19 protein-coding genes and 4 pseudogenes are annotated in these 18,713 nt (G+C 72.5%); 12 read left to right on the top strand and 11 right to left on the bottom strand.

Features of this window, described 5'->3' with window-relative positions:
* Nucleotides 1-84: 84 nt before the first annotated feature.
* Both ACYF6T_RS00410 and ACYF6T_RS00405 read left to right on the top strand, forming a co-directional pair.
* Nucleotides 85-747: a TetR/AcrR family transcriptional regulator gene (locus tag ACYF6T_RS00410; protein WP_461692411.1), complete on the top strand. Its 663-nt coding sequence runs from the start codon at nucleotides 85-87 to the stop codon at nucleotides 745-747.
* Nucleotides 748-971: 224 nt separating this feature from the next.
* A pseudogene (locus tag ACYF6T_RS00405) lies at nucleotides 972-1,191 on the top strand (RICIN domain-containing protein); the annotation flags it as partial.
* A 77-nt stretch (nucleotides 1,192-1,268) separates the two neighbouring features.
* Here ACYF6T_RS00405 and ACYF6T_RS00400 read toward each other — a convergent pair.
* Nucleotides 1,269-1,634, bottom strand: a complete 366-nt coding sequence (locus tag ACYF6T_RS00400) for a nuclear transport factor 2 family protein (RefSeq protein WP_461692410.1) — start codon at nucleotides 1,632-1,634, stop codon at nucleotides 1,269-1,271.
* 170 nt (nucleotides 1,635-1,804) lie between these two features.
* Between ACYF6T_RS00400 and ACYF6T_RS00395 the strand changes: the two genes are divergently transcribed.
* Nucleotides 1,805-2,098, top strand: a complete 294-nt coding sequence (locus tag ACYF6T_RS00395) for a hypothetical protein (RefSeq protein WP_461692409.1) — start codon at nucleotides 1,805-1,807, stop codon at nucleotides 2,096-2,098.
* A 59-nt stretch (nucleotides 2,099-2,157) separates the two neighbouring features.
* Here ACYF6T_RS00395 and ACYF6T_RS00390 read toward each other — a convergent pair whose 3' ends face one another.
* Entirely contained in the window at nucleotides 2,158-3,900 is a 1,743-nt protein-coding gene (locus tag ACYF6T_RS00390; RefSeq protein WP_461692407.1) for an ABC transporter ATP-binding protein, read from the bottom strand.
* A gap of 128 nt (nucleotides 3,901-4,028) precedes the next feature.
* Between ACYF6T_RS00390 and ACYF6T_RS00385 the strand changes: the two genes are divergently transcribed.
* Nucleotides 4,029-4,733 carry a Clp protease N-terminal domain-containing protein gene (locus tag ACYF6T_RS00385; protein ID WP_461692405.1) on the top strand — a complete coding sequence of 235 codons (705 nt, stop codon included), beginning with the start codon at nucleotides 4,029-4,031 and terminating at the stop codon, nucleotides 4,731-4,733.
* Nucleotides 4,734-4,754: 21 nt separating this feature from the next.
* On the opposite strand, the gene ACYF6T_RS00380 is transcribed toward ACYF6T_RS00385, so the two are convergent.
* The 3 genes from ACYF6T_RS00380 to ACYF6T_RS00370 are packed head-to-tail and all read right to left on the bottom strand — an operon-like array spanning nucleotide 4,755 to nucleotide 7,596.
* A complete protein-coding gene (locus ACYF6T_RS00380) occupies nucleotides 4,755-6,098 on the bottom strand; it encodes an LOG family protein (protein ID WP_461692404.1) in 1,344 nt (447 codons plus the stop codon).
* Complete coding sequence (locus tag ACYF6T_RS00375) at nucleotides 6,095-7,432, bottom strand: FAD-binding protein (protein WP_461692402.1); 1,338 nt, start codon at nucleotides 7,430-7,432, stop codon at nucleotides 6,095-6,097. Before ACYF6T_RS00375 ends, ACYF6T_RS00380 begins: the two co-directional genes overlap by 4 nt.
* The gene (locus ACYF6T_RS00370; protein ID WP_461692401.1) at nucleotides 7,429-7,596 is read right to left on the bottom strand and encodes a hypothetical protein; all 168 of its coding nucleotides are present in this window, start codon (nucleotides 7,594-7,596) and stop codon (nucleotides 7,429-7,431) included. Before ACYF6T_RS00370 ends, ACYF6T_RS00375 begins: the two co-directional genes overlap by 4 nt.
* 276 nt (nucleotides 7,597-7,872) lie before the next feature.
* Between ACYF6T_RS00370 and ACYF6T_RS00365 the strand changes: the two genes are divergently transcribed.
* Together ACYF6T_RS00365 and ACYF6T_RS00360 are read left to right on the top strand one after the other, a co-directional pair.
* Nucleotides 7,873-8,958 (top strand): S-(hydroxymethyl)mycothiol dehydrogenase, encoded by a 1,086-nt coding sequence (locus ACYF6T_RS00365; RefSeq protein WP_461692400.1) that lies wholly within the window; start codon nucleotides 7,873-7,875, stop codon nucleotides 8,956-8,958.
* The gene (locus ACYF6T_RS00360) at nucleotides 8,958-9,587 is read left to right on the top strand and encodes an MBL fold metallo-hydrolase (RefSeq protein WP_461692398.1); all 630 of its coding nucleotides are present in this window, start codon (nucleotides 8,958-8,960) and stop codon (nucleotides 9,585-9,587) included. Before ACYF6T_RS00365 ends, ACYF6T_RS00360 begins: the two co-directional genes overlap by 1 nt.
* Nucleotides 9,588-10,001: 414 nt before the next feature.
* Here the strand turns inward: ACYF6T_RS00360 and ACYF6T_RS00355 are convergent.
* A pseudogene (locus ACYF6T_RS00355) lies at nucleotides 10,002-10,046 on the bottom strand (hypothetical protein); the annotation flags it as partial.
* Between the two features lie 133 nt (nucleotides 10,047-10,179).
* Entirely contained in the window at nucleotides 10,180-10,719 is a 540-nt protein-coding gene (locus tag ACYF6T_RS00350) for a hypothetical protein (RefSeq protein ID WP_461692396.1), read from the bottom strand.
* A 49-nt stretch (nucleotides 10,720-10,768) separates the two neighbouring features.
* Here ACYF6T_RS00350 and ACYF6T_RS00345 point away from each other — a divergent pair, with 49 nt between their 5' ends.
* The 3 genes from ACYF6T_RS00345 to ACYF6T_RS00335 all read left to right on the top strand — a co-directional run bounded on the left by ACYF6T_RS00345 (nucleotide 10,769) and on the right by ACYF6T_RS00335 (nucleotide 12,972).
* Nucleotides 10,769-11,572 (top strand): SDR family NAD(P)-dependent oxidoreductase, encoded by an 804-nt coding sequence (locus ACYF6T_RS00345; protein ID WP_461692394.1) that lies wholly within the window; start codon nucleotides 10,769-10,771, stop codon nucleotides 11,570-11,572.
* Between the two features lie 94 nt (nucleotides 11,573-11,666).
* Entirely contained in the window at nucleotides 11,667-12,053 is a 387-nt protein-coding gene (locus ACYF6T_RS00340; RefSeq protein WP_461692393.1) for a hypothetical protein, read from the top strand.
* A gap of 220 nt (nucleotides 12,054-12,273) precedes the next feature.
* The gene (locus tag ACYF6T_RS00335; RefSeq protein WP_461692391.1) at nucleotides 12,274-12,972 is read left to right on the top strand and encodes a L,D-transpeptidase family protein; all 699 of its coding nucleotides are present in this window, start codon (nucleotides 12,274-12,276) and stop codon (nucleotides 12,970-12,972) included.
* 30 nt (nucleotides 12,973-13,002) lie between these two features.
* Here ACYF6T_RS00335 and ACYF6T_RS00330 read toward each other — a convergent pair whose 3' ends face one another.
* From ACYF6T_RS00330 to ACYF6T_RS00320, 3 genes and pseudogenes are all read right to left on the bottom strand, one after another.
* On the bottom strand, nucleotides 13,003-14,202 hold the full coding sequence (locus tag ACYF6T_RS00330; RefSeq protein WP_461693215.1) for a Gfo/Idh/MocA family protein: 1,200 nt from the start codon (nucleotides 14,200-14,202) through the stop codon (nucleotides 13,003-13,005).
* Between the two features lie 14 nt (nucleotides 14,203-14,216).
* A pseudogene (locus ACYF6T_RS00325) lies at nucleotides 14,217-14,624 on the bottom strand (sugar ABC transporter substrate-binding protein); the annotation flags it as partial.
* A pseudogene (locus tag ACYF6T_RS00320) lies at nucleotides 14,616-14,801 on the bottom strand (sugar ABC transporter permease); the annotation flags it as partial. The pseudogenes ACYF6T_RS00325 and ACYF6T_RS00320, both read right to left, overlap by 9 nt.
* 166 nt (nucleotides 14,802-14,967) lie before the next feature.
* Here ACYF6T_RS00320 and ACYF6T_RS00315 point away from each other — a divergent pair.
* The 3 genes from ACYF6T_RS00315 to ACYF6T_RS00305 all read left to right on the top strand — a co-directional run bounded on the left by ACYF6T_RS00315 (nucleotide 14,968) and on the right by ACYF6T_RS00305 (nucleotide 17,280).
* Nucleotides 14,968-16,128, top strand: a complete 1,161-nt coding sequence (locus ACYF6T_RS00315; RefSeq protein WP_461692389.1) for an ROK family protein — start codon at nucleotides 14,968-14,970, stop codon at nucleotides 16,126-16,128.
* A gap of 122 nt (nucleotides 16,129-16,250) precedes the next feature.
* Nucleotides 16,251-16,409, top strand: a complete 159-nt coding sequence (locus ACYF6T_RS00310; protein ID WP_461692388.1) for a hypothetical protein — start codon at nucleotides 16,251-16,253, stop codon at nucleotides 16,407-16,409.
* Nucleotides 16,410-16,452: 43 nt separating this feature from the next.
* On the top strand, nucleotides 16,453-17,280 hold the full coding sequence (locus ACYF6T_RS00305; protein ID WP_461692387.1) for an EamA family transporter: 828 nt from the start codon (nucleotides 16,453-16,455) through the stop codon (nucleotides 17,278-17,280).
* A 37-nt stretch (nucleotides 17,281-17,317) separates the two neighbouring features.
* On the opposite strand, the gene ACYF6T_RS00300 is transcribed toward ACYF6T_RS00305, so the two are convergent.
* The gene (locus tag ACYF6T_RS00300) at nucleotides 17,318-18,700 is read right to left on the bottom strand and encodes a S1 family peptidase (protein WP_461692385.1); all 1,383 of its coding nucleotides are present in this window, start codon (nucleotides 18,698-18,700) and stop codon (nucleotides 17,318-17,320) included.
* Nucleotides 18,701-18,713: the final 13 nt, after the last annotated feature.

The following is an 18,713-nucleotide window of genomic DNA, read 5'->3' as shown; positions in this document are numbered from 1 at the left end:
TTACTCGAAAGTAAGGAAGGGTCGGCCTTCTCTACAAGACCGCGGACACGACAAAATTGGGCCGCAGGCGACGAGGGAGGGTCAGTGGCGGGCAGGCTCAGGGCGCCGACCGGGCGATACGGCGGCAAGACCGCCGCCGAGCGGCAGGCGGAGCGGCGCCGCAGATTCCTGGACGCCGCCCTCGAACTGTTCGGCGCCGCCCCCGGCTACCGGGCGACGACGGTGGCCGCGCTGAGCGAGGCCGCGGGCCTGTCGACCCGGCAGTTCTACGAGGAGTTCCACACCCTGGAGGACGTACTGGCCGCGCTCCACCTCCAGGTCAACGACTGGGCCGAGGAGGCCGTGCTGACCGCGTTCGCCGCCGCGCGGGAGTTGCCGCTGGCCGCGCGGGTCACCGCGATGTTCCAGGCCTACGCGGCGCACGTGACGGGGGATCCGCGCCGGGTGAAGATCACCTTCGTCGAGATCATCGGGGTCAGTCCGCGGCTGGAGGAGCAGCGCCTGGCCCGCCGGGCCCGCTGGGTGGACCTCATCTGCCGTGAGGCGGAAGCGGCGGCGGCCCGCGGCGAGGCGGCGCCGCGCGACTACCGGATCGCCGCGGCCGCCTTCATCGGCAGCGTCAACGGTCTGCTGCACGACTGGAGCGCGGGGTGGGTGGACGCGACGCTGGAGGAGGTCGTGGACGAACTGGTGCGGCAACTGCTCGCCATCCTGCGCCCGCCGGGCTGGGACGGACCGGCCTCCTGAGCCGAGCGGACGTGCCGGTGCGCCGCCTCCAGCGCCGGACGTCCTGCTGACCGGCCCCCGCTCCCGTCGGCGCCACCACCCGCACGAGCCTGCGCCGCGCCCGTCGCGCTGCGGGCCGCCTCGCGTGACGATTCCGGCTCGGCGCGTGGATCCGCCGGAAGGGCGTGGCGGCGCACCGCGGACCCGGCGGTGCGGGGCGGGCGGCGGCGGAACGGCCCGTGGGGGACGGCCAGGGTTCGACGGCCGTCTCCTTCCCGCCCACCGGCTCCGCCCAGGGCACCGTCTCCGTCATGGCGGGCCAAGGGCTCCTCGAACACGCCGGTCCGCCCGCTGCCGGGCGCAAACGGCACCTGCCTCGACGCCCACAGCCTCGGCACGACCAACGGCACCAAGGTCGTTGTCTGGGACTGCAACGGCCGGAACAACCAGAAGTGGACGCTGAACCAGCCCCGCGTGGCGCGCCCGCCCGTGGTGGCGACCCCGGGCGGGCTGCGGCGCCGCGCGGGCGCTTCTCCTCTCGGCTACTCGTCCCAGGCCTGGATCAGGATCTCCTCGGCGATCTTGCCGTCGCGCAGCGTGATCATCGACTCGGCGAGGACGCGCGTGCCGTCCGCGTACTGGCAGGACTGGCTGTAGGCGGCGTGGTCGCCCTCGACGACGCAGTGGTCGACCCTGTGTGTCATGTCACGGCTGTAGATGTCCTCGAACAGCGCGCCGATCTCGTCGCGCCCGTGCAGCACCCGCGGTTTGCTGGGCTGCGTGTTGCGGTCCACGATGCGCACTTCCGCATCGTCCGCGTACAGCGACAGAAGGTCTGCCGCCGTGTGCCCTTCGACGCCCCGGCGCAGCGTGTCGGCGTTGAAGGCGGGGGTGGCCGTGGTGCCCATGTTGACCTCCTTCGAGGGCCGCGACCCGGCGAGGGGCGGGCCGCGAAGGCCTCACCTTCGAGACTCCTCCGCCCCGGCGGGCTCGGCAAGCGCAGGCGGGCGCTGCGCCTGACGGGTGAGGGGACGCGTCCACCCGTGTCCGCAGAGCGGCCGGCGGCGTTGCTCCAGGCATGATCTCAACACGACGTATCGTCGCCGCCGTCGGTCTCGCCGCGGGTCTCACCGCCCTCGGCGCGCCGGTGGCGAGCGCGGCCGGCACGGCGGTCCCGGGCGCCGGCGGACTCAACCCGATGGCCACACTGGACTCGCTCGCCATGAGCGAGCTGCCCCAGGAGCACCAGGCGGAGATCCTGCGGCCGTCCGCCCAGTTGCAGCAGCTGAACCACCTCAACGACCTCAACCAGCTGCACCAGGTCACGGACATGGCGGCGCCGGTCGTCGGACTGCTCGGCGCGATCCACTAGGCGTCACGGCACACTGCCGACGCGGGCCCGGCCACCGGGGAACGGCGGCCGGGCCCGCGTCATGCCGTCGCCAGGAACTGCGTCGCCGCGAGCTCGGCGTACAGCGGATCGGCGGCCACGAGCTCGCGGTGGGTGCCGACCGCGCGGACCCGGCCCGCGTCCATGACCACGATCCGGTCGGCCATGGTCACCGTGGACAGCCGGTGCGCGACGACCAGCACGGTCGTGGTGCGCGCGACGTCGGCGACGGTGTCGCGCAGCGCCGCCTCGTTCACGGCGTCCAGCTGCGAGGTGGCCTCGTCCAGGAGCAGCAGCCGCGGGCGGCGCAGCAGGGCGCGGGCGATGGCGACGCGTTGCCGCTCCCCGCCGGAGAGCTTGGTACCGCGGTGCCCGACCAGGGTCTCCAGGCCGTCGGGGAGGCGGGCGACGAGACCGTCCAGGCGGGTCGTCTTCAGCACGCGGGCGACGGCGTCCTCGTCCGCCTCGGGGTTGCCCAGCAGCAGGTTGTCCCGCAGCGACCCCGACAGCACCGGCGCGTCCTGCTCCACATAGCCGATCGCCGAGCGCAGCCGGGGCAGCTCCCACTCCGGCAGATCGCGGCCGTCGACGGTGATCGTGCCCGACTCGGGGTCGTAGAACCGCTCGATGAGCGAGAACACCGTGGTCTTGCCCGCGCCGGACGGGCCGACGAACGCGGTCATGCCCCGGGGCGGCACGGCGAACGACACCCCGTGGTGGACGTAGGGCAGGTCGTCGGCGTACCGGAAGCGGACGTCCGTGAAGGCGACGGCGGCGGGTGCGGCGCCGGGGACCGGCAAGGGCGCGGGCCGGGCCGGCGGTTCGGACGGCAGCGCGAGCGCCTCCTGGATCCGGGCGAGGGCCGCGGCGCCGGTCTGGTACTGCGTGATCGCGCCGACCACCTGCTGGATCGGCGACATCAGGTAGAAGACGTACAGCAGGAACGCCACCAGCGTGCCGACGCCGATCGCCCCGGTCGCCACCCGCGCACCGCCCACCGCGAGCACGGTGATGAAGGCGATCTGCATGGCGAGTCCGGCCGTGTTGCCCGCCGCGGCCGACCACTTGGCGGCGCGCACGCTCTGCCGCCAGGACTCCTCGGCGGCCGCGTGCAGCGTACGTTCCTCCCGGTGCTCGGCGCCGGAAGCCTTCACCGTGCGCAGCGCGCCGAGGATGCGCTCCAGGGAGGCGCCCATCACGCCCACCGCGTTCTGCGCCTGCCGGCTGGCCTTGTTGATCCGCGGCACGATCACCCCGAGCACCGTGCCCGCCCCGAGGATGACCGCCAGGGTGACCCCGAGCAGCACCGGGTCCACCAGGCCCATCATCACCACGGTCGCCACCAGGGTGAGCCCGCCGGTGCCGAGACCCACCAGGGAGTCGGTGGTGACCTCGCGCAGCAGAGTCGTGTCGGAGGTGATACGGGCCATGAGGTCGCCCGGCTCGCTGCGGTCGACCGCCGGGATGCGCAGTCGCAGCAGATACGACGACAGGGCGCGCCGCGCGCCGAGCACCACCGACTCCGCGGTGCGCCGCAGCACGTACGAACCGAGCGCCCCCAGCGCCGCGTTGGCGACCACCAGCCCCGACATGGCGAGCAGCGCGCCGGTGATGGCGCGGTCGTGCGCCAGGTCGTCGATGAGCCCCTTCGCCACCAACGGCAGCAACAGCCCGGTGGCCCCGGTGACCAGTGACAGGAGGGCGCCCGCCAGCAGGGACCAGCGGTGGGGCCGGACGTAGGCGAGGAGCAGCCGCCAGGCGGGCTGGGTCTCAGTGGTGCTCACGGCGCTCCTTCGACGAGCGGACGGAGCATTCAGGCTACGTCGGCGAGCGGTTCTCGGAGGGCACGCCGGCCGCGCCAATCGTCAATCTGGGATTGACGATTGAGGGGGCGTCAATCTACGGTTGACGCATGACGCCACTCAACATCAGCCTCGCCGACCTGATCGCCCGACTCGACGAGGAACTCCCCGACGCCGACCACCTGGCCCGCATCAGTGAGGCGCACCTGCGCGCCCAGACCCTGTCCGACCTCGGTGACCAGCTCATCGACCACTACGTCGGCAAGGCCAAGCTGGCCGGCGCCTCGTGGACCGAGATCGGGGACGCCATCGGGGTGTCCAAACAGGCCGCCCAGCAACGCCACAGGCCCGCCGCCTTCGAGCGGTTCACCCACCTCAACCGGCACGGGATCGTGCTGGCCCAGGAGGCCGCCCGCACCCACAAGCACGACTTCATCGGCACCGAGCACCTCCTGCTCGGCCTGCTCGGCGAGCCGCGGGGCCTCGCGTACCAGGTGCTGGTGGCCAAAGCCGGATCGGAACGGCACGTCCGCGACGCGGTCGAGGAGGCGATGCCGCCGGCCGGGCAGAAGGCGCTGCGCGGTCACATCGCGTTCCGGCCGGAGAGCAAGGAGGCCATCGAGCAGGCGTCCCGCGCGGCGGCCGACCTCGGCCACGACTGGGTCGGCACGGAGCACATGCTGCTGGCCCTGATGCGCGTCGAGGAGGGCCTGGCCGCGCGGATACTGCGCGATCTCGGCTTCACTCCGGACGAGTTGAGCGAGACGGTCAGGGCCGAGGCCGCCGCACGGACCGGGGCGCACGAGGACCGGTAGCTCAGGACAGGCCCCGACGTCTCACCGTCCCGGTCCCAGCAGCGGCCAGTCCCGGACGGCCGACAGCGCGAAGGCGTCCGGCAGACACTCCCGGACCCTTCGCGCCAGGTCGTCCGACGGACCGAGTTCGAGCCAGGCCGTGATGCCCTCCTGATGCAGCAGGCCGACGGCGTCCGCGGGGCGCGCCGGATCGCGCGGGCCCAGGGGCGCCATGGTCGCGCCGAACGCGCTTAGCAGCGGGTCCAGCGGGGACGAGCGCGCGACCAGGTCCCGCACCGACCGCCGCTCGCCCGGCACCATGAAGGACCGCGGCCCGTCGGCCACGGCGACCAACATGCCCTCCGGCAGCGGCAGTTCGCCCTCGACCGCATCCAGCGCCGCCGAGCCGCCGGGCTCCGGCAGCCTGCCCCTGAGCCGGGACAGCATGCCCACGGCATGGCAGGCCTCCGGCAGCGAGAACACCCCCGCCGCGTGGGCGGCGGCCGGCCGCCCCGCCGAGCACCCGAACAGCACGTCCGGCCGCACCTCCCAGCTCTCCAGCAGCCGCAGCTGCGCCACCTGCAGGGCGAACACCGCCGGGTCGGCGAAGGCGGCCCGGCCGAGCAGGGCGGCCGTGCGCGTGCCCTCCGGCGCGAACATCACGTCGCGCAGCGGCAGGCCGAGATACGGATCGAGGCGCGCGCACACCTCGTCCAGCGCCTCGGCGAACACCGGGAAACGGGCGTGGAGTTCACGGCCCCGGCCGGGCTGTCGCGGACCGCCGCCGGAGAACAGGAACGCGGTACGCCCGGCCGGCACCCCCGCTCGCGGCACGGGCGCGGCCGGCCGCGCGGCCGTCAGCCGTGCCGTCACCTCCTCGGCCGAGGTGCACACCACGATCCGCTCCAGGGCGCCGGGGCGGAGGAACCCCTCGTCGCGGACGTGCCGCGGGAAGGCCGGCAGCGGCCGGTGGCAGCCGTCCGGGTCCAGCAGCACGCAGGGCTTGCGACGCAGGTCCCGCCGCGCCCAGGCCAGCTCCTCCAGCAGCTCCTCGCCGGTGCCCGGCCCGCCCGGCAACACCACGTAGGCGTCGCCGAGTTCGGCCATCCGTGCCTTGCGCGCGTGCAGGTCGGGCACGACCTGGAGCTCGGTGAGCGCGGTGTGCGTGGTCTCGTACGGCAGCAGGCACTCCGGCACCACTCCGGTCACCGCGCCGCCGGCGGCCAGCGCGGCGTCCGCGACCGCGCCCGTCAGACCGGTGCGGGCACCGCCGTAGACGACCCGCAGTCCCGACTCGGCGAGGGCGCGGCCCAGTTCGGACGCGGCGCGCAGATGAGCGGGGCGCCGGCCGGCGAAGGCCCCGCACAGGACCGTCACCGTCGTCACGGCCACAGCCCGTACCCCCTGGTGAGGACGCGGTGCGTGTCGTGGACGGCCTTGACGCGGACGAGTTCGTCCCAGGCGGGGCCGAAGTGTGCCCGCCAGTCCTCGGGCGTCATGGGGACGGCGCCCAGCGGGTGGAGCACCCCGCCGACGGCCCGGGCCCGTTCGTACACCGCGCGGTTGGCGGCCACCGACTCCCTTACGGCGTCGGGACGATCGGGCGGCGCGGTGCGCATCAGGGAGAGCAGGCACAGGAGTTCACCGGACGGGCGGCACAGCAGCGGGGCGTGCAGCGCGCTGTTCGTCAGCGGCCGCAGCTGGACCGTCCCGCAGCACCGCAGGCCCTGCTGCGCACGGTCGGCGAGCACCGACGGCACGAAGGACACCGCGGCCTCCTCGGGGAGCAGGAGCGTGAGCCACGGGTGGGGCCGCTCCCACTCGCCGGTGGCGCGCAGCAGGCGTTCGTCGCGGTCCAGGCGGTGCAGGTACTCGGCGTAGGACAGGTCCTCGATCTCCGCGGTGTCCGGGTCGTGGTCCAGGTCGCCGATGAACAGCGGGTCGTCACAGGCGAGTTGCCCGGTGTGCGGGGCCACCGCGTCGATCATGTACAGCCAGCCGCCGCCGGTCGCGGGCCGTGCCTGGCCGGCGACGTGGCTGAAGCGGGCGTCGCGGGCCAGCCGCCGCTGGTCGGCGAAGTAGGTGGCGGGCGCGTGATGGTAGAGGCGGTAACGGCGCACGCGTTCCGGGGCGGGGACCAGACGGAGCGTGGCGCGGACGATCAGCGCGCACTGGCCGAGGCCGGCGAGGACGCAGTGGAACAGGTCCGCATGGCGCTCCGGCGAGCACACCAGCCACTCGCCGGCGCCGGTGACGACCTCCAGCTCCCGCACCCAGTCCGCCACCAGGCCGAACCGATGACTGGACCCGCCGAACCCCCCGGTGCTCAGCACCCCGCCCACGCTGGCGCCCAGATGGTCCGGCAGCACCGGCGGCGCCAGCCCCTCGGCGAGCGCCGCCCGGACGACGTCACGCCACAGCGCGCCCGCCCCCGCCACCAGCGTCCGCTCCCCGGGCACGCAGCGCACCTCGTTCAGCTCGGCCATGTCGACCACGTAGCCGCCGTCCGCCTGGCCCTGCCCGTACACGGCCTGTCCGCCGCCGCGCGCGGCCACCGCCAGGCCCCGCGGCGCGGCGAAGGCGACGAGCTCGCGGACGGCGGCGACCGAACGTGCCCTGAGGACGCCCAGCGGCCGCGAGGAGACGATGTGGCCGAAATCCGTCGAGGCGCGGGCCATGTCCTCGTCCTGGACGGGCAGGGTGACGTCGGTGGCATTCATGCCGCACGCTCCAGCACTTCGATACCGTGCTCCGCATGCCGTTCGGCGATCGGAGCGGCCATATTGTGCGCGGCATTCGAGAACGGCCTCGAATCCGTTGCGGAGCCGGTCGCGGCACCGGTGGGTCCGGCGATGAGGTGGACGTGCGGGTGCACTTCGGGCATGAGGCTTCCCCTGGGATGCGCACAGCAAGGCGTACGCGTGTCAACGTACGGTCGGCCGCGATGATCAAGAACCGGATTTGCACATGGGTTGAGTAAGAAAAGGCCGGGTAAGAAAAGACCCGAATTTCCGCAGGGGTATTCGGCGGAGCGTCGACACGCCGGTTTCCGGGAAGTCACGGCCGGAGCCGGCCCGGACCCCCGCGCTGCAGTGCCGTTACCGATCAGTCGCGCGTAGGGTCGTCGGGACGGACAACGGCCGACGAAAGGTTCAACGCGATGGCCCAGGAAGTACGCGGCGTGATCGCACCGGGAAAGAACGAGCCGGTGCGCATCGAGACGATCGTCGTGCCGGACCCCGGCCCGGGCGAGGCCGTCGTCCGGGTACAGGCCTGCGGGGTGTGCCACACGGACCTGCACTACAAGCAGGGCGGCATCAACGACGACTTCCCCTTCCTGCTCGGCCACGAGGCCGCAGGGGTCGTGGAGTCGGTCGGTGACGGCGTCGCCGACGTGGCGCCGGGTGACTTCGTCATCCTCAACTGGCGTGCGGTGTGCGGGCAGTGCCGTGCCTGTCTGCGCGGGCGGCCCTGGTACTGCTTCGACACCCACAACGCCGGGCAGAGGATGACGCTGACCGACGGCACGGAGCTGTCGCCGGCCCTGGGGATCGGGGCGTTCGCGGAGAAGACGCTGGTCGCCGCGGGGCAGTGCACCAAGGTCGACCCCGCGGTGTCCCCGCAGGTGGCCGGTCTGCTGGGCTGCGGGGTCATGGCGGGCATCGGTGCGGCCATCAACACGGGCGGCGTCGGCCGCGGCGACTCGGTCGCCGTCATCGGGTGCGGTGGCGTGGGCGATGCCGCGATCGCCGGGTCGAACCTGGCGGGCGCGGCGAAGATCATCGCGGTGGACATCGACGACCGGAAGCTGGCCACCGCCCGGTCGATGGGCGCCACGCACACGGTCAACTCCAAGGAGACCGACGCGGTCGAGGCGATCCGGGAGCTGACCGGTGGGTTCGGTGCCGACGTCGTCATCGAGGCGGTCGGCCGCCCGGAGACGTACCGGCAGGCCTTCTACGCCCGTGATCTGGCCGGCACGGTCGTCCTGGTCGGCGTCCCCACCCCGGAGATGAGGCTGGAACTGCCGCTGCTGGACTTCTTCGGCCGCGGCGGCGCTTTGAAGTCCTCCTGGTACGGCGACTGCCTGCCGAGCCGCGACTTCCCGATGCTCGTCGACCTCCACCTGCAAGGCCGCCTGCCCCTGGACAAGTTCGTCACCGAGACCATCCAACTCACCGACGTCGAGAAGGCCTTCGAGCGGATGCACCACGGTGACGTCCTGCGCTCGGTGGTGGTGCTGTGATGGCCGCCCGCATCGAACGCCTCGTCACGTCCGGGACGTTCAGCCTGGACGGCGGCACCTGGGACGTCGACAACAACGTCTGGATCGTCGGCGACGACCACGAGGTGATCGTGATCGACGCCGCCCACGACGCCGACGCCATCGCCGAGGCCGTCGGCGACCGCCGGCTGACCGCCATCGTGTGCACCCACGCCCATAACGACCACATCGACGCGGCCCCCGCCCTCGCCGACCGCACCGGCGCCACCATCTGGCTGCACCCCGACGACCTGCCCCTGTGGAAGCTGACCCACCCCGACCGCGACCCCGACGCTCATCTGCGCGACGGGCAGGTCATCGAGGCCGCCGGCGCCGACCTGACCGTCCTGCACACCCCCGGGCACGCCCCGGGCGCGGTCTGCCTGCACGACCCGGGCCTGGGCGCGGTGTTCACCGGCGACACCCTCTTCCAGGGCGGTCCGGGCGCGACCGGCCGCTCCTACTCCCACTTCCCGACCATCATCGACTCCATCCGCGACCGCCTGCTCACCCTCCCGCCCGAGACGAGGGTCCTCACCGGCCACGGCGACCCGACCACCATCGGCGCGGAGGCCCCGCACCTGCAGGAGTGGATCGCGCGCGGTCACTGAACCGGGCCGGCACCCGCGCAGGACACGTCCCGGCACGTCACGGGCCGACCGACCGGGACGCCGGGCGGACCCGGCGCGTCCCCCGCCGCGGCACCTGCACGGCCGCCCCAGCGGAGAGCGCGCCCGGGTGACCGACCGTGCCGAGGCTCCGCAGCACGGGCCGCTCGGCGACCTCCCCGGCGCTGAGCGGCCCGTCCGTACCGGTTGGCGATGCCCCGGCACATGATGAGCACCGCGCGGACCGCGTCGGCCGGGATCGGCGTGGCGAACGTGCCCTGCGCGCTGCCGGCCTCCGCGGCCGCCGCCCGGCAGCGGTCCAGGACGTCCTTCGTTCAGGGACGTCTCCAGGAGCGTGGCCGGAAGCGCCTGCTCGTTCTCGCAGTGGTAGTACAGCGCGGGCACGGTGACACCGACCCGGCCCGCGATGTCCCGGACCGAAGTGCCGTGGTAGCCCAGCACGTCTTCGTCACCGTCGTCCCGCTGCTGCCCGAACGCCCGCGGTATCTCCCGCAGGACCGCGCAGCCCGCGCCGCCACTCGCCGAGCCTGCCCCGGCAACGCGCCGTGGCCGGTGGCCGCAGGCGCCGTCCCGATCAGGCGGCCGGGTGCGCGGGCGGCACCGGCCACTGCGCCGAGTGGCCGGGCGGCAGCGCCAGATCTTCCCGTACGGAGGCGTAGTAGGCGGCGCGCCCGGCCCGCTGCCGCTCCAACAGCCCCTGCCACGCCTCGGGGTCCCGCGTGCCCTCGCGCAGGAACCGTTCCATCTCCATCACGGCGGTCACCCACACCCGCGCCTTCTCCACCACCTCCGGGCTGCCCAGCAGGAGCAGGCTCTCCCCGGCCGGATCCCGGGCGAGCGCCGACTCCGCGAACTGCGCGGCGGCCTCCTGCGGCGACAGCGGATGCGGGTGCGGATCGTTGCCGAGGTGGGAGGCCACCCGGTAGGCCAGCGTGACCGTCTGCTTCAGCACCCGCGCGTAGTCGGCGTACACGGCCAGCCGCCGCTCCTCCCACCGGGCCGCCCGCTCGCGGCGGAAGCGGACCCGCTCCCCGTGCGTCACCGCCAGATACGAACCGAGCGCGCCGATGACGACACCGATGAGGGCGGGCAGTTGCTGTATGAACGCGGACATGTCCGCACGGTATCTGCCTCGTTGATCGTTTCGGGAGTAGGTTCGGCCCATGGCTGACATCAAGCGCTTCGAGGGGTACGGGGTGGTCGTCACCGGCGCCGCGCGCGGCATCGGCGCCGCGGTCGCCCGGCGGCTGGCCGACGAGGGGGCGCGTGTCCTGCTCACCGACGCCGACCCCGCCGAGGTGGAGAAGACCGCCGCCGCCCTGCGCGAACTGGACCTGGCCGTCGAGGCGTTGCCGTGTGACGTCGCCGACCGCGAGGCCGTTGAGGGAGCCGTCTCGCACGCCGTCGCGGCCTTCGGATCGCTGGACGTGCTGGTCAACTGCGCGGCCTCGTGCACCCCCGACACCCCGCTCGCCGAGGACGGCCCGGACGACGCGTGGGACCGGGACCTCGACATCACCCTGACCGGTGCCTACCGCTGCTGCCGCGCCGCCCTGCCGCACCTGGCCGCTTCCGGCCGCGGCGCCATCGTCTCCGTCGGCTCCGTCAACGGCCTGCAGGACTTCGGCAACCACGCCTACAGCGCCGCCAAGGCCGGCCTCGCCTCCCTCACCCGCACCCTCGCCGGGCACGCCGGACCGCGCGGCGTGCGCGTCAACCTCGTCGTACCGGGCACCGTGCGCACCTCCGCCTGGGAGGGCCGGGAGGACGAACTGGAGGCGCTGCGCCCGCTGTACCCCCTGGGCCGGGTCGGCGAACCGGAGGACGTCGCCGCCGCGGTCGCCTTCCTCGCCTCCCGGGACGCGGCCTGGATCACCGGCACCTCGCTGGTGGTGGACGGCGGCGTCACCGCGGTCCACACGGGGTTCCAGGCGACCGTACGGAAGGATCCGCCGTCGCGGCACTGACGGATCGTCCGGACAGGGGGCTCGAATCCGCCCTGTGCAAAAGGGCGGCCGTTGTCACAATGAGTGGCCCGTCCACCTAGCCACGGAGCCGACCATGCGCAGACCCGCCGTACTGCTGGCCGTCGCCGCCGTCTTAGGCGTCCTGACCACGGCACCGGCCGCCACCGCCTCGGCCGACACCCAGACGACCGAAGTCCTCTGCCAGGACTGGTCCTACGATCCGCAGCACATCCGCCACATCTACCTCAGTCCGGACAACCCCACGGGCGTCCAGGACTTCGACGAGCACCCGGTGACCCTCACCTGCTACGAGTGGTCCGGATCGACTCCGGCCACGGTCGACTACTCCATCAGCTACGTCATGAACGACCGCGACCACCCCGACGGGGCGACAGGCACCCTCACCATGGGCCACGGCTTCGTGTGGACCCCCGTCATGCCGGGATACGTCTACCGGGCGAGCTTCACGCTCGTCCCCTGAGCCGGTCCCCCGACCCGCCGCACGATCTCAAGGGCCGATATGGATGTACGGCGCCCGGACCGAGGGTGAGTGCCCGGTGACGGCGGCGCGCAGTCGCCGGAACCCGGGCCCGAGGAGTCTTCGTAACCGTTTCGTCGCGACGTCCCCCGCCCCACAACCGAAACCCCCGGGCGGTGGTCTAGCACAGGGAGATCGCAGGACACGCGAAGGGATCGCAACCATGGGGGACATCCGCAGACGGGGAGCCGTCGCGCTCGGGATCACCGGACTGGTGGCACCGCTCGCGCTCACGCTGGGCAGCGCGCCCGCGCAGGCGGCCACGAGCTGTACCACGAAGACCGGGCCCTACCAGAAGCAGGTCGAGAAGTTCCTCGGTCTGCCCGTCGACGGCAAGCAGTCCGCCACCGACTGCAAAGCCATCAAGGCCTTCCAGACCAAGCACGGAATCACGCCCAACATCGGCTACGCCGGATCCGTCACCTGGGGCGTGATGGACCTGATGAACAAGCAGAAGGCCGTCGGGAACAATCCCAACAAGGACGGCAAGTGCCCGGTGAACAAGGGCCGTATCGCCTGCGTGAACCTCACCCTGCAGCTCAGCTGGATCCAGGACGGCAACAAGCTGGTGTACGGGCCGGTGCCCGTGCGCACCGGCCGCAAGGGGTACGTCACCCGCACCGGTCTGAAGAAGATCTACTGGCGGGACATCGACCACGTCTCGAACATCTACAACGTGCCGATGCCCTACAGCCAGTTCTTCGACGGCGGCCAGGCCTTCCACTCGGTCAACCTCAGCATGTGGAACCCGCCCGGCTCGCACGGCTGCGTCAACATGACCACGAAGGACGCCAAGAAGTACTGGTCGCTGCTGAAGAAGGGCGACGACGTCTTCGTGTACGGCCGCAAGCCGGGCACCTGAGCGGGCACCCGGCCCGGCGGACCGCGCGGGTCACCGCGGGGCGTCCCCGAAGTCCGGGATCTCCAGGCGTACCCCGCCCTGCCGCGCCGAGTCGTGGGCGATGATGCCCGGCAGGGTGTAGCGGGCGGCCACCCAGGCGTTGACCGACGGCAGTGACCGTGTGTTCACGGCGGTGACGAAGTCGTCGACGAGGAAGTGGTGGCTGCCCTCGTGGCCGTTGTGCAGGTGGTCGAACTCCCGTGGCAGCCGGGAGCGGTCGTGCACCGGTGCCGAGCCGGAGGTGAAGGCGGCCCGCAGCTCCGGGGCGATGTGCTGGAGTGACGGGTCGTCAGGAGACAGGCTGGGCTTGGGCTCCAGCAGTTCGCTGATGTCCTTCACGCCCTTCTTGTCCTGCCACAGCGCCACCGTGGCGAGCTGCTCCATGCTCGCCTCGGTGCCGAAGAAGCGGAAACGGGACTCCCGGATGTGGGAGGGATAGCCCACCCGCCGGAACTCGTTCGTACGGAACGATCCGCCGCCCGCGACCTCGAACAGCGCGGTGGCGTTGGAGAAGTCGTTGCCGAACTGGCTGACCTCCTTGTCGAACACGCCGTCCCCGCGGTCGTCGACCACACCGATCGCCGACACGCTCACCGCGTGCGTCTGCCAGGCGCCCAGCACCCCGCCCACCGAGTGCGTCGGGTACAGCAGCGGGGGATAGCTGGCGGTGGCCTTCCAGTTCTCGCCGCCGCTGTACCGATAGGCCTCGTAGAACCCCAGGTCCATGTCGTGGACGTAGTCGCCCTCGGCGTAGAAGAGCCGTCCGAAGGCACCCTCGGCAATCTGGTTGCGGGCGTGCACGGTGGCCGGGTTGTACTGGCTGGTCTCGCCCATCATGTACGTCAGCCCGGTGGCCTTGACCGCGTCGATGATCGCGGCTGTCTCCTCGGTGGTGACCGCCATCGGGACCGCGGAGTAGACGTGCTTGCCCGCGTTCAGCCCCTGCAGGACGAGCGGGCCGTGCGTCCAGCGCTGCGTGAAGATCGCGACCGCGTCGACCGCCGGGGACTCCAGCATGGCCTCGTAGGAGGGGAAGGTGCCGGCCAACCCCTGGGCGGAGGCGAGCTGTTCGGCCCGCTCGGGCAGCAGGTCGGTGACGTAGACGTCGCGGACGCCGGGGTGGGCCTGGAAGAGGGTGGCGAACTGGCCCGAGAACTGCCCGGCGCCGACGATGCCGAGGGAGAACGTCATGTAAGGCGTGCCCTTCACTGGGAGAGGATCAGGTTGGTCTGGCGGTTGGTCCGGTCGAGGCCCGACACGGGCGTGCCGTTGCCGTAGATGTCCTGCATGGCCGGGTGCATCACGCGTACGCGTCGGCCGCGTAGTGGGTGATCGGGTAGGAGAAGGTGGTGAAGTCCTTCTTGTCGGCGACCGGTTTCGTGAACGCGGTGACGTCGATGCCCTTCTTGTCGTAGGCGGCGACGGCCGCCCGCGTCCCGTCCGGCGTGGCGGGGAAGACCACGCCGTACCGGCCGACGGTCTTCTGGCACTCGTCCGACGCGAGCTAGCGCACCCACGAGGCCGTTCATCATCGTGGCCCGCTTGCCGGTCGGGCCGCCGGGGATGAGCGCGGTGCGCATCTCGCGGCCCTTGAACCCGGCGTAGACGGTGACCTTGAGCGAGTCCCGGAAGATCGGGTCGTGGACCATCCGGTCGTAGTTGGCCAGCCCCACCCACCGCGCGGGCGTGAGCAGGTTGGCCGGGGCCCGCCGGATGCTCTGCTTCGTCCCGTCCTCCCGCGCGCCGCCGAGCGGCAGACGCGAGGGTGGGCTGCTGGAGGCGATGGTCATCGGGAGACTCCCTCGTCCTCGGCGGCTCGTCCTCGGTCACTTACTTTTGTCGTGAAAGAATTGAGCCGTCAAGAGCCCTGCACACACCTTTTCGGGCGATCGATGTCCGCTCTAGAGTGGCCTCGTTGTTTTCACAGCGAAAAAATGTAGGGGGAGTCTGAGCTCCATGACCGCAGTCGCCGCCAGCTGGCTTCCGCTGAGTCCGGGCGAACGCTCCGTGGCGATCGAGGTGCTCGTCAACGGCCCGCTGTCGCGCACCGAGCTCGCCCGGCGCCTCGACCTGTCCGCCGGCAGCCTCACCCGGCTGACGAAACCCCTCATCGAGTCGGGACTGCTGGTCGAGGTCGCCGAGGCCGGAACCCCGGCGGAGGTCCGTCAGGGCCGCCCCTCGCAGCCGCTCGACGTCGTCGCCGAGTCCCGCTCCTTCATCGGCTTCAAGATCACCGAGGACATGGTGTACGGCGTCGTCACCACCCTCCGCAGCGCCATCGTCGCCCGCTACGACACTCCCCTGACCAGCCACGACCCCGCCGAGGTCGCCGACGTGCTGGCCCGGATGACCGACGAGCTCAAGACCGCCCACCCGCGCCTGGCAGGCATCGGCATCGGCGTCGGCGGGCTGGTCGAGGACCGCGCGGTGGTGGCGGAGTCGCCGTTCCTGGACTGGCGCGACGTTGCGCTGGCCGCCCTCGTCGAGGAGCGCACGGGGCTGCCCGTGGTGGTGGAGAACGACGTCGCCGCACTCGTCGAGGCCGAGACCTGGTTCGGCGCGGGCCGGGGCCTGGACCGCTTCGTCGTCCTGACCATCGGGGCGGGCATCGGCTACGGGCTGGTCCTGGGCGGCAAGCGGGTGCCCTGCGCCGAGGAGGACCGCGGCTTCGGCCGGCACTGGATCCTCGACTCCCACGGCCCGCTGACACCCGAGGGGGAGCGCGGCAGCGCCGTGTCTCTGCTCGCCATCCCCAGCATCCGCTACCAGATCCGCGCCGCCACCGGCCGCGACCACACGTACGAGGAGATCCTCGCCCTCGCCCGGGCCGGCGCCCCCATGCCCGCCCGCGTCGTCGGGGAGGCGGCGCGCGCCCTCGGCATGCTGGTCGCCCAGATCGCGAACTTCGCGATGCCGCAGAAGATCCTGCTCGCGGGGGAGGGGGTCGGGCTGATGGACGTGGCCGGGGACGTGGTCGCCCGGACGATCCGCGCCCACCGGCATCCGCTCGCCGCCCCGGTCGACCTGGAGACCAAGGTGTCCGACTTCCACGACTGGGCGCGCGGCGCCGCCGTGCTGGCGATCCAGGTGCTGGTGCTGGGCGGCGCGCAGACGTGAACTCCGCCACGTGTCCCAGGACATGGGGATTCGCGGACGTGATCAGCAACACGGTCCGAATTGTCCGTTTCCTTCGCGATTACTCACACCGCCTTCACTCCCGCGGCCGTATGCTTCACACCATGTCCACCACTGTTGAACCCGTTACCGAGCGCACGGCGGACGAGGTCAACGAGGAGATCCGGGCCCTGTGGCTCCGGTCGGGCGGGACACTGAGCGTCGAGCAGCGCGAGGAGTACCAGCGGCTCGTCCTGGAGTGGGCCGCCGTCAAGGCCGCCTGAAGCCCCGAGCATCGGAGCGCCCTGACGGGGCACTACTGTCCCGATGGGCGCCCTCCTCGCACTGACCTCGGCCGTCTGCTACGGCATCGTCGACTTCACCGGCGGCCTGCTGTCCCGGCGCGCCGACTTCGTCGCCGTCACCTTCCTCGGCCAGCTCGGCGGGCTGCTGCTCGCCGCCACCGCCGCGCTCCTCGTGCCGGCCCCTTCCGCGCACCCCGCCGACCTGCTGTGGGGCGCGCTGTCCGGCGTCGGCAGCGGCACCGCCATGCACTGCCTCAACCGCGGACTGAGCCGCGGCGCGATGAGCGTGGTCGTCCCCGTCAGCGCCGTGACCGGCGTCGCCCTGTCCGTGCTGTGCGGAGTGCTGCTCCTCGGCGACCGTCCCGGCCCCCTGGCCTGGATCGGCATCGTGGTCACCGTCCCCGCGCTCTGGTACGTCTCCGGCGGTGGGGGCGACGACACGGGACGCGGCGTCGCGGACGGACTCCTGGCCAGCGTCGGCGTCGCCGCGCAGTACCTCGCCCTCGCCCAGGCCGGCGCGGAAAGCGGCCTGTGGCCGGTGGCCGCGGGACGTGCCGCCGCCGTGGCCGCGCTGCTGCCCGGTGCCGTACCGCACGCCCGGGGCCTGCGGCTGCCGCCGCGGGCGGGCGTCCAGGTGGTCCTCGTCGGCGCCGGTGCCGCCCTCGCCCTGATCCTGTATCTCCTCGCCACCCGACGGCAGTTGCTGGCGGTCGCCGTCGTCCTCGCCTCGCTCTACCCCGCCCTGCCGGTCCTGCTCGGCGTGGCGCTCCTGCACGAGCGGCTCAGCGGACGGCAGACGGCGGGCCTGATCGGCGCGGCGACGGCCACCGTCCTGCTGACCGTGGGCTGACCGAGCCGAGCGGGCAAGCGGCCCGCCGGCCCAGGGCCTATCCCCACGTGGCCGAGTAGTAGCGCTGGTACGCCTTGCGGTCCTGCTCCGTGCGGAAGTACCGCGTCGCCACCAGCGCGATCAGACTGCCCCCGATGACCAGCAGCCCCGGCCCGATGTTGCGCGGATCCGTCAACCGGGCCAGCAGCGAGGTGCCGTCGACGATGCCCGTCACCGGCGCCGAGGAGCCGGGCGAGGTGGAACCGGGCGCGATCGCGCTGTGCGTCGCCGCGGCGGACGGCGTGGCCGAGGGGGAGGCGGTCTGCGCGGCCGCCGCCTGCTTGGACACGATCAGCTGGACGCCCAGCGCCTGCATGGCCTTGGTCACCGGCTGGAAGAACGTCGTGCCCCCCGTCGTACAGTCGCCGCTGCCGCCCGAGGTCACCCCCAGCGCGATCCCCTCGGAGAACAACGGGCCGCCGCTGTCGCCCGGTTCGGCGCACACGTTCGTCTCGATCAGGCCGGTGACCGTGCCCTCCGGGTAGTTGACCGTCGCGTCGAGGCCCTTGACCTCGCCGTCGTGCAGCCCGCTGGTGCTGCCGCTGCGGAACACCCGCTCCCCGACGGCCGGATCGCCCACGCCGGTGATCCGCACCCCGTTGCCGTTGCCGATGGCGACCACGTCCGCGCCGTCGCCCGCCGTGCCGCTCTCGTACTGCACCAGCGAGAAGTCGCTGCCGGGGAAGTCCTGCTGGACCGTCTGCCCCAGCTGCTGCCGGCCCTGGTTGTCCGCGAACCAGGTCGAGCCCACGGGTCCGCAGTGCCCGGCGGTGAGGATGAAGTCGCTCTGCCCGTTGGTGACGTTGAACCCGGCCGAGCAGCGCCCGCCGGTCGACAGGATCGGCTGGGCGCCGTTGAGGCGCGTGGTGAAGGTGCCCTGGGTGCGCTGCATGTGCACGAAACCGCCGATGCCGGAGGCCACTTGAGTCATCCGGGACCAGTCGGTGGCCGACACCGTGCTGTCGGCCTGCACCACGACCTGGTTGGTCTTGTAGTCGACGACCCACGCCGTGCCCGCCACCCGGGGCGCCGAACGCAGCGTCGCCGTGGCCGACTTCAGCTCGTTCATGCTGTGCGACACCATCTTCGCCTCGGCCCCGGCGCTCTCCACCCGGTCGGCCGCCGCCCGGTCGGTCACCGCGACCACCGGGCGGCCGTCACCGCCGATCCAGGTGCCCGCCGTACGGGACGTGCCGAGTTCGGAGACGAGCGCGGCGCCGGTCTCGGACGCCGAGCGCGCCGTGCTGAACGGCACCGCGGACGTGCCGCCCGGCTCACTGGCCATGGCGGCCTGCGTGACCATGCCGCCGCCCAGCAGAAGGCCGCCGACGGCCGCCAGCCGTGTCACTCGCCGGACGATCCGTCGTCGTGCGTGCCTCATCCGTGGCTCCCGA

It is taken from the genome of Streptomyces sp. 7R007, from assembly GCF_054850255.1.
This window is presented reverse-complemented; position numbering and strand designations above follow the sequence as displayed.

Bases quoted from the DNA above. Each gene is read 5' to 3' on its own strand.
- ACYF6T_RS00360 (WP_461692398.1), top strand. From the start codon at position 8,958: ATGGCCGCCCGCATCGAACGCCTCGTCACGTCCGGGACGTTCAGCCTG.
- ACYF6T_RS00400 (WP_461692410.1), bottom strand. From the start codon at position 1,634: ATGGGCACCACGGCCACCCCCGCCTTCAACGCCGACACGCTGCGCCGG.
- ACYF6T_RS00345 (WP_461692394.1), top strand. From the start codon at position 10,769: ATGGCTGACATCAAGCGCTTCGAGGGGTACGGGGTGGTCGTCACCGGC.
- ACYF6T_RS00335 (WP_461692391.1), top strand. From the start codon at position 12,274: ATGGGGGACATCCGCAGACGGGGAGCCGTCGCGCTCGGGATCACCGGA.
- ACYF6T_RS00315 (WP_461692389.1), top strand. From the start codon at position 14,968: ATGACCGCAGTCGCCGCCAGCTGGCTTCCGCTGAGTCCGGGCGAACGC.
- ACYF6T_RS00370 (WP_461692401.1), bottom strand. From the start codon at position 7,596: ATGCCCGAAGTGCACCCGCACGTCCACCTCATCGCCGGACCCACCGGT.
- ACYF6T_RS00340 (WP_461692393.1), top strand. From the start codon at position 11,667: ATGCGCAGACCCGCCGTACTGCTGGCCGTCGCCGCCGTCTTAGGCGTC.
- ACYF6T_RS00395 (WP_461692409.1), top strand. From the start codon at position 1,805: ATGATCTCAACACGACGTATCGTCGCCGCCGTCGGTCTCGCCGCGGGT.
- ACYF6T_RS00300 (WP_461692385.1), bottom strand. From the start codon at position 18,700: ATGAGGCACGCACGACGACGGATCGTCCGGCGAGTGACACGGCTGGCG.
- ACYF6T_RS00385 (WP_461692405.1), top strand. From the start codon at position 4,029: ATGACGCCACTCAACATCAGCCTCGCCGACCTGATCGCCCGACTCGAC.
- ACYF6T_RS00330 (WP_461693215.1), bottom strand. From the start codon at position 14,202: ATGACGTTCTCCCTCGGCATCGTCGGCGCCGGGCAGTTCTCGGGCCAG.
- ACYF6T_RS00305 (WP_461692387.1), top strand. From the start codon at position 16,453: ATGGGCGCCCTCCTCGCACTGACCTCGGCCGTCTGCTACGGCATCGTC.
- ACYF6T_RS00350 (WP_461692396.1), bottom strand. From the start codon at position 10,719: ATGTCCGCGTTCATACAGCAACTGCCCGCCCTCATCGGTGTCGTCATC.
- ACYF6T_RS00310 (WP_461692388.1), top strand. From the start codon at position 16,251: ATGTCCACCACTGTTGAACCCGTTACCGAGCGCACGGCGGACGAGGTC.
- ACYF6T_RS00375 (WP_461692402.1), bottom strand. From the start codon at position 7,432: ATGAATGCCACCGACGTCACCCTGCCCGTCCAGGACGAGGACATGGCC.
- ACYF6T_RS00365 (WP_461692400.1), top strand. From the start codon at position 7,873: ATGGCCCAGGAAGTACGCGGCGTGATCGCACCGGGAAAGAACGAGCCG.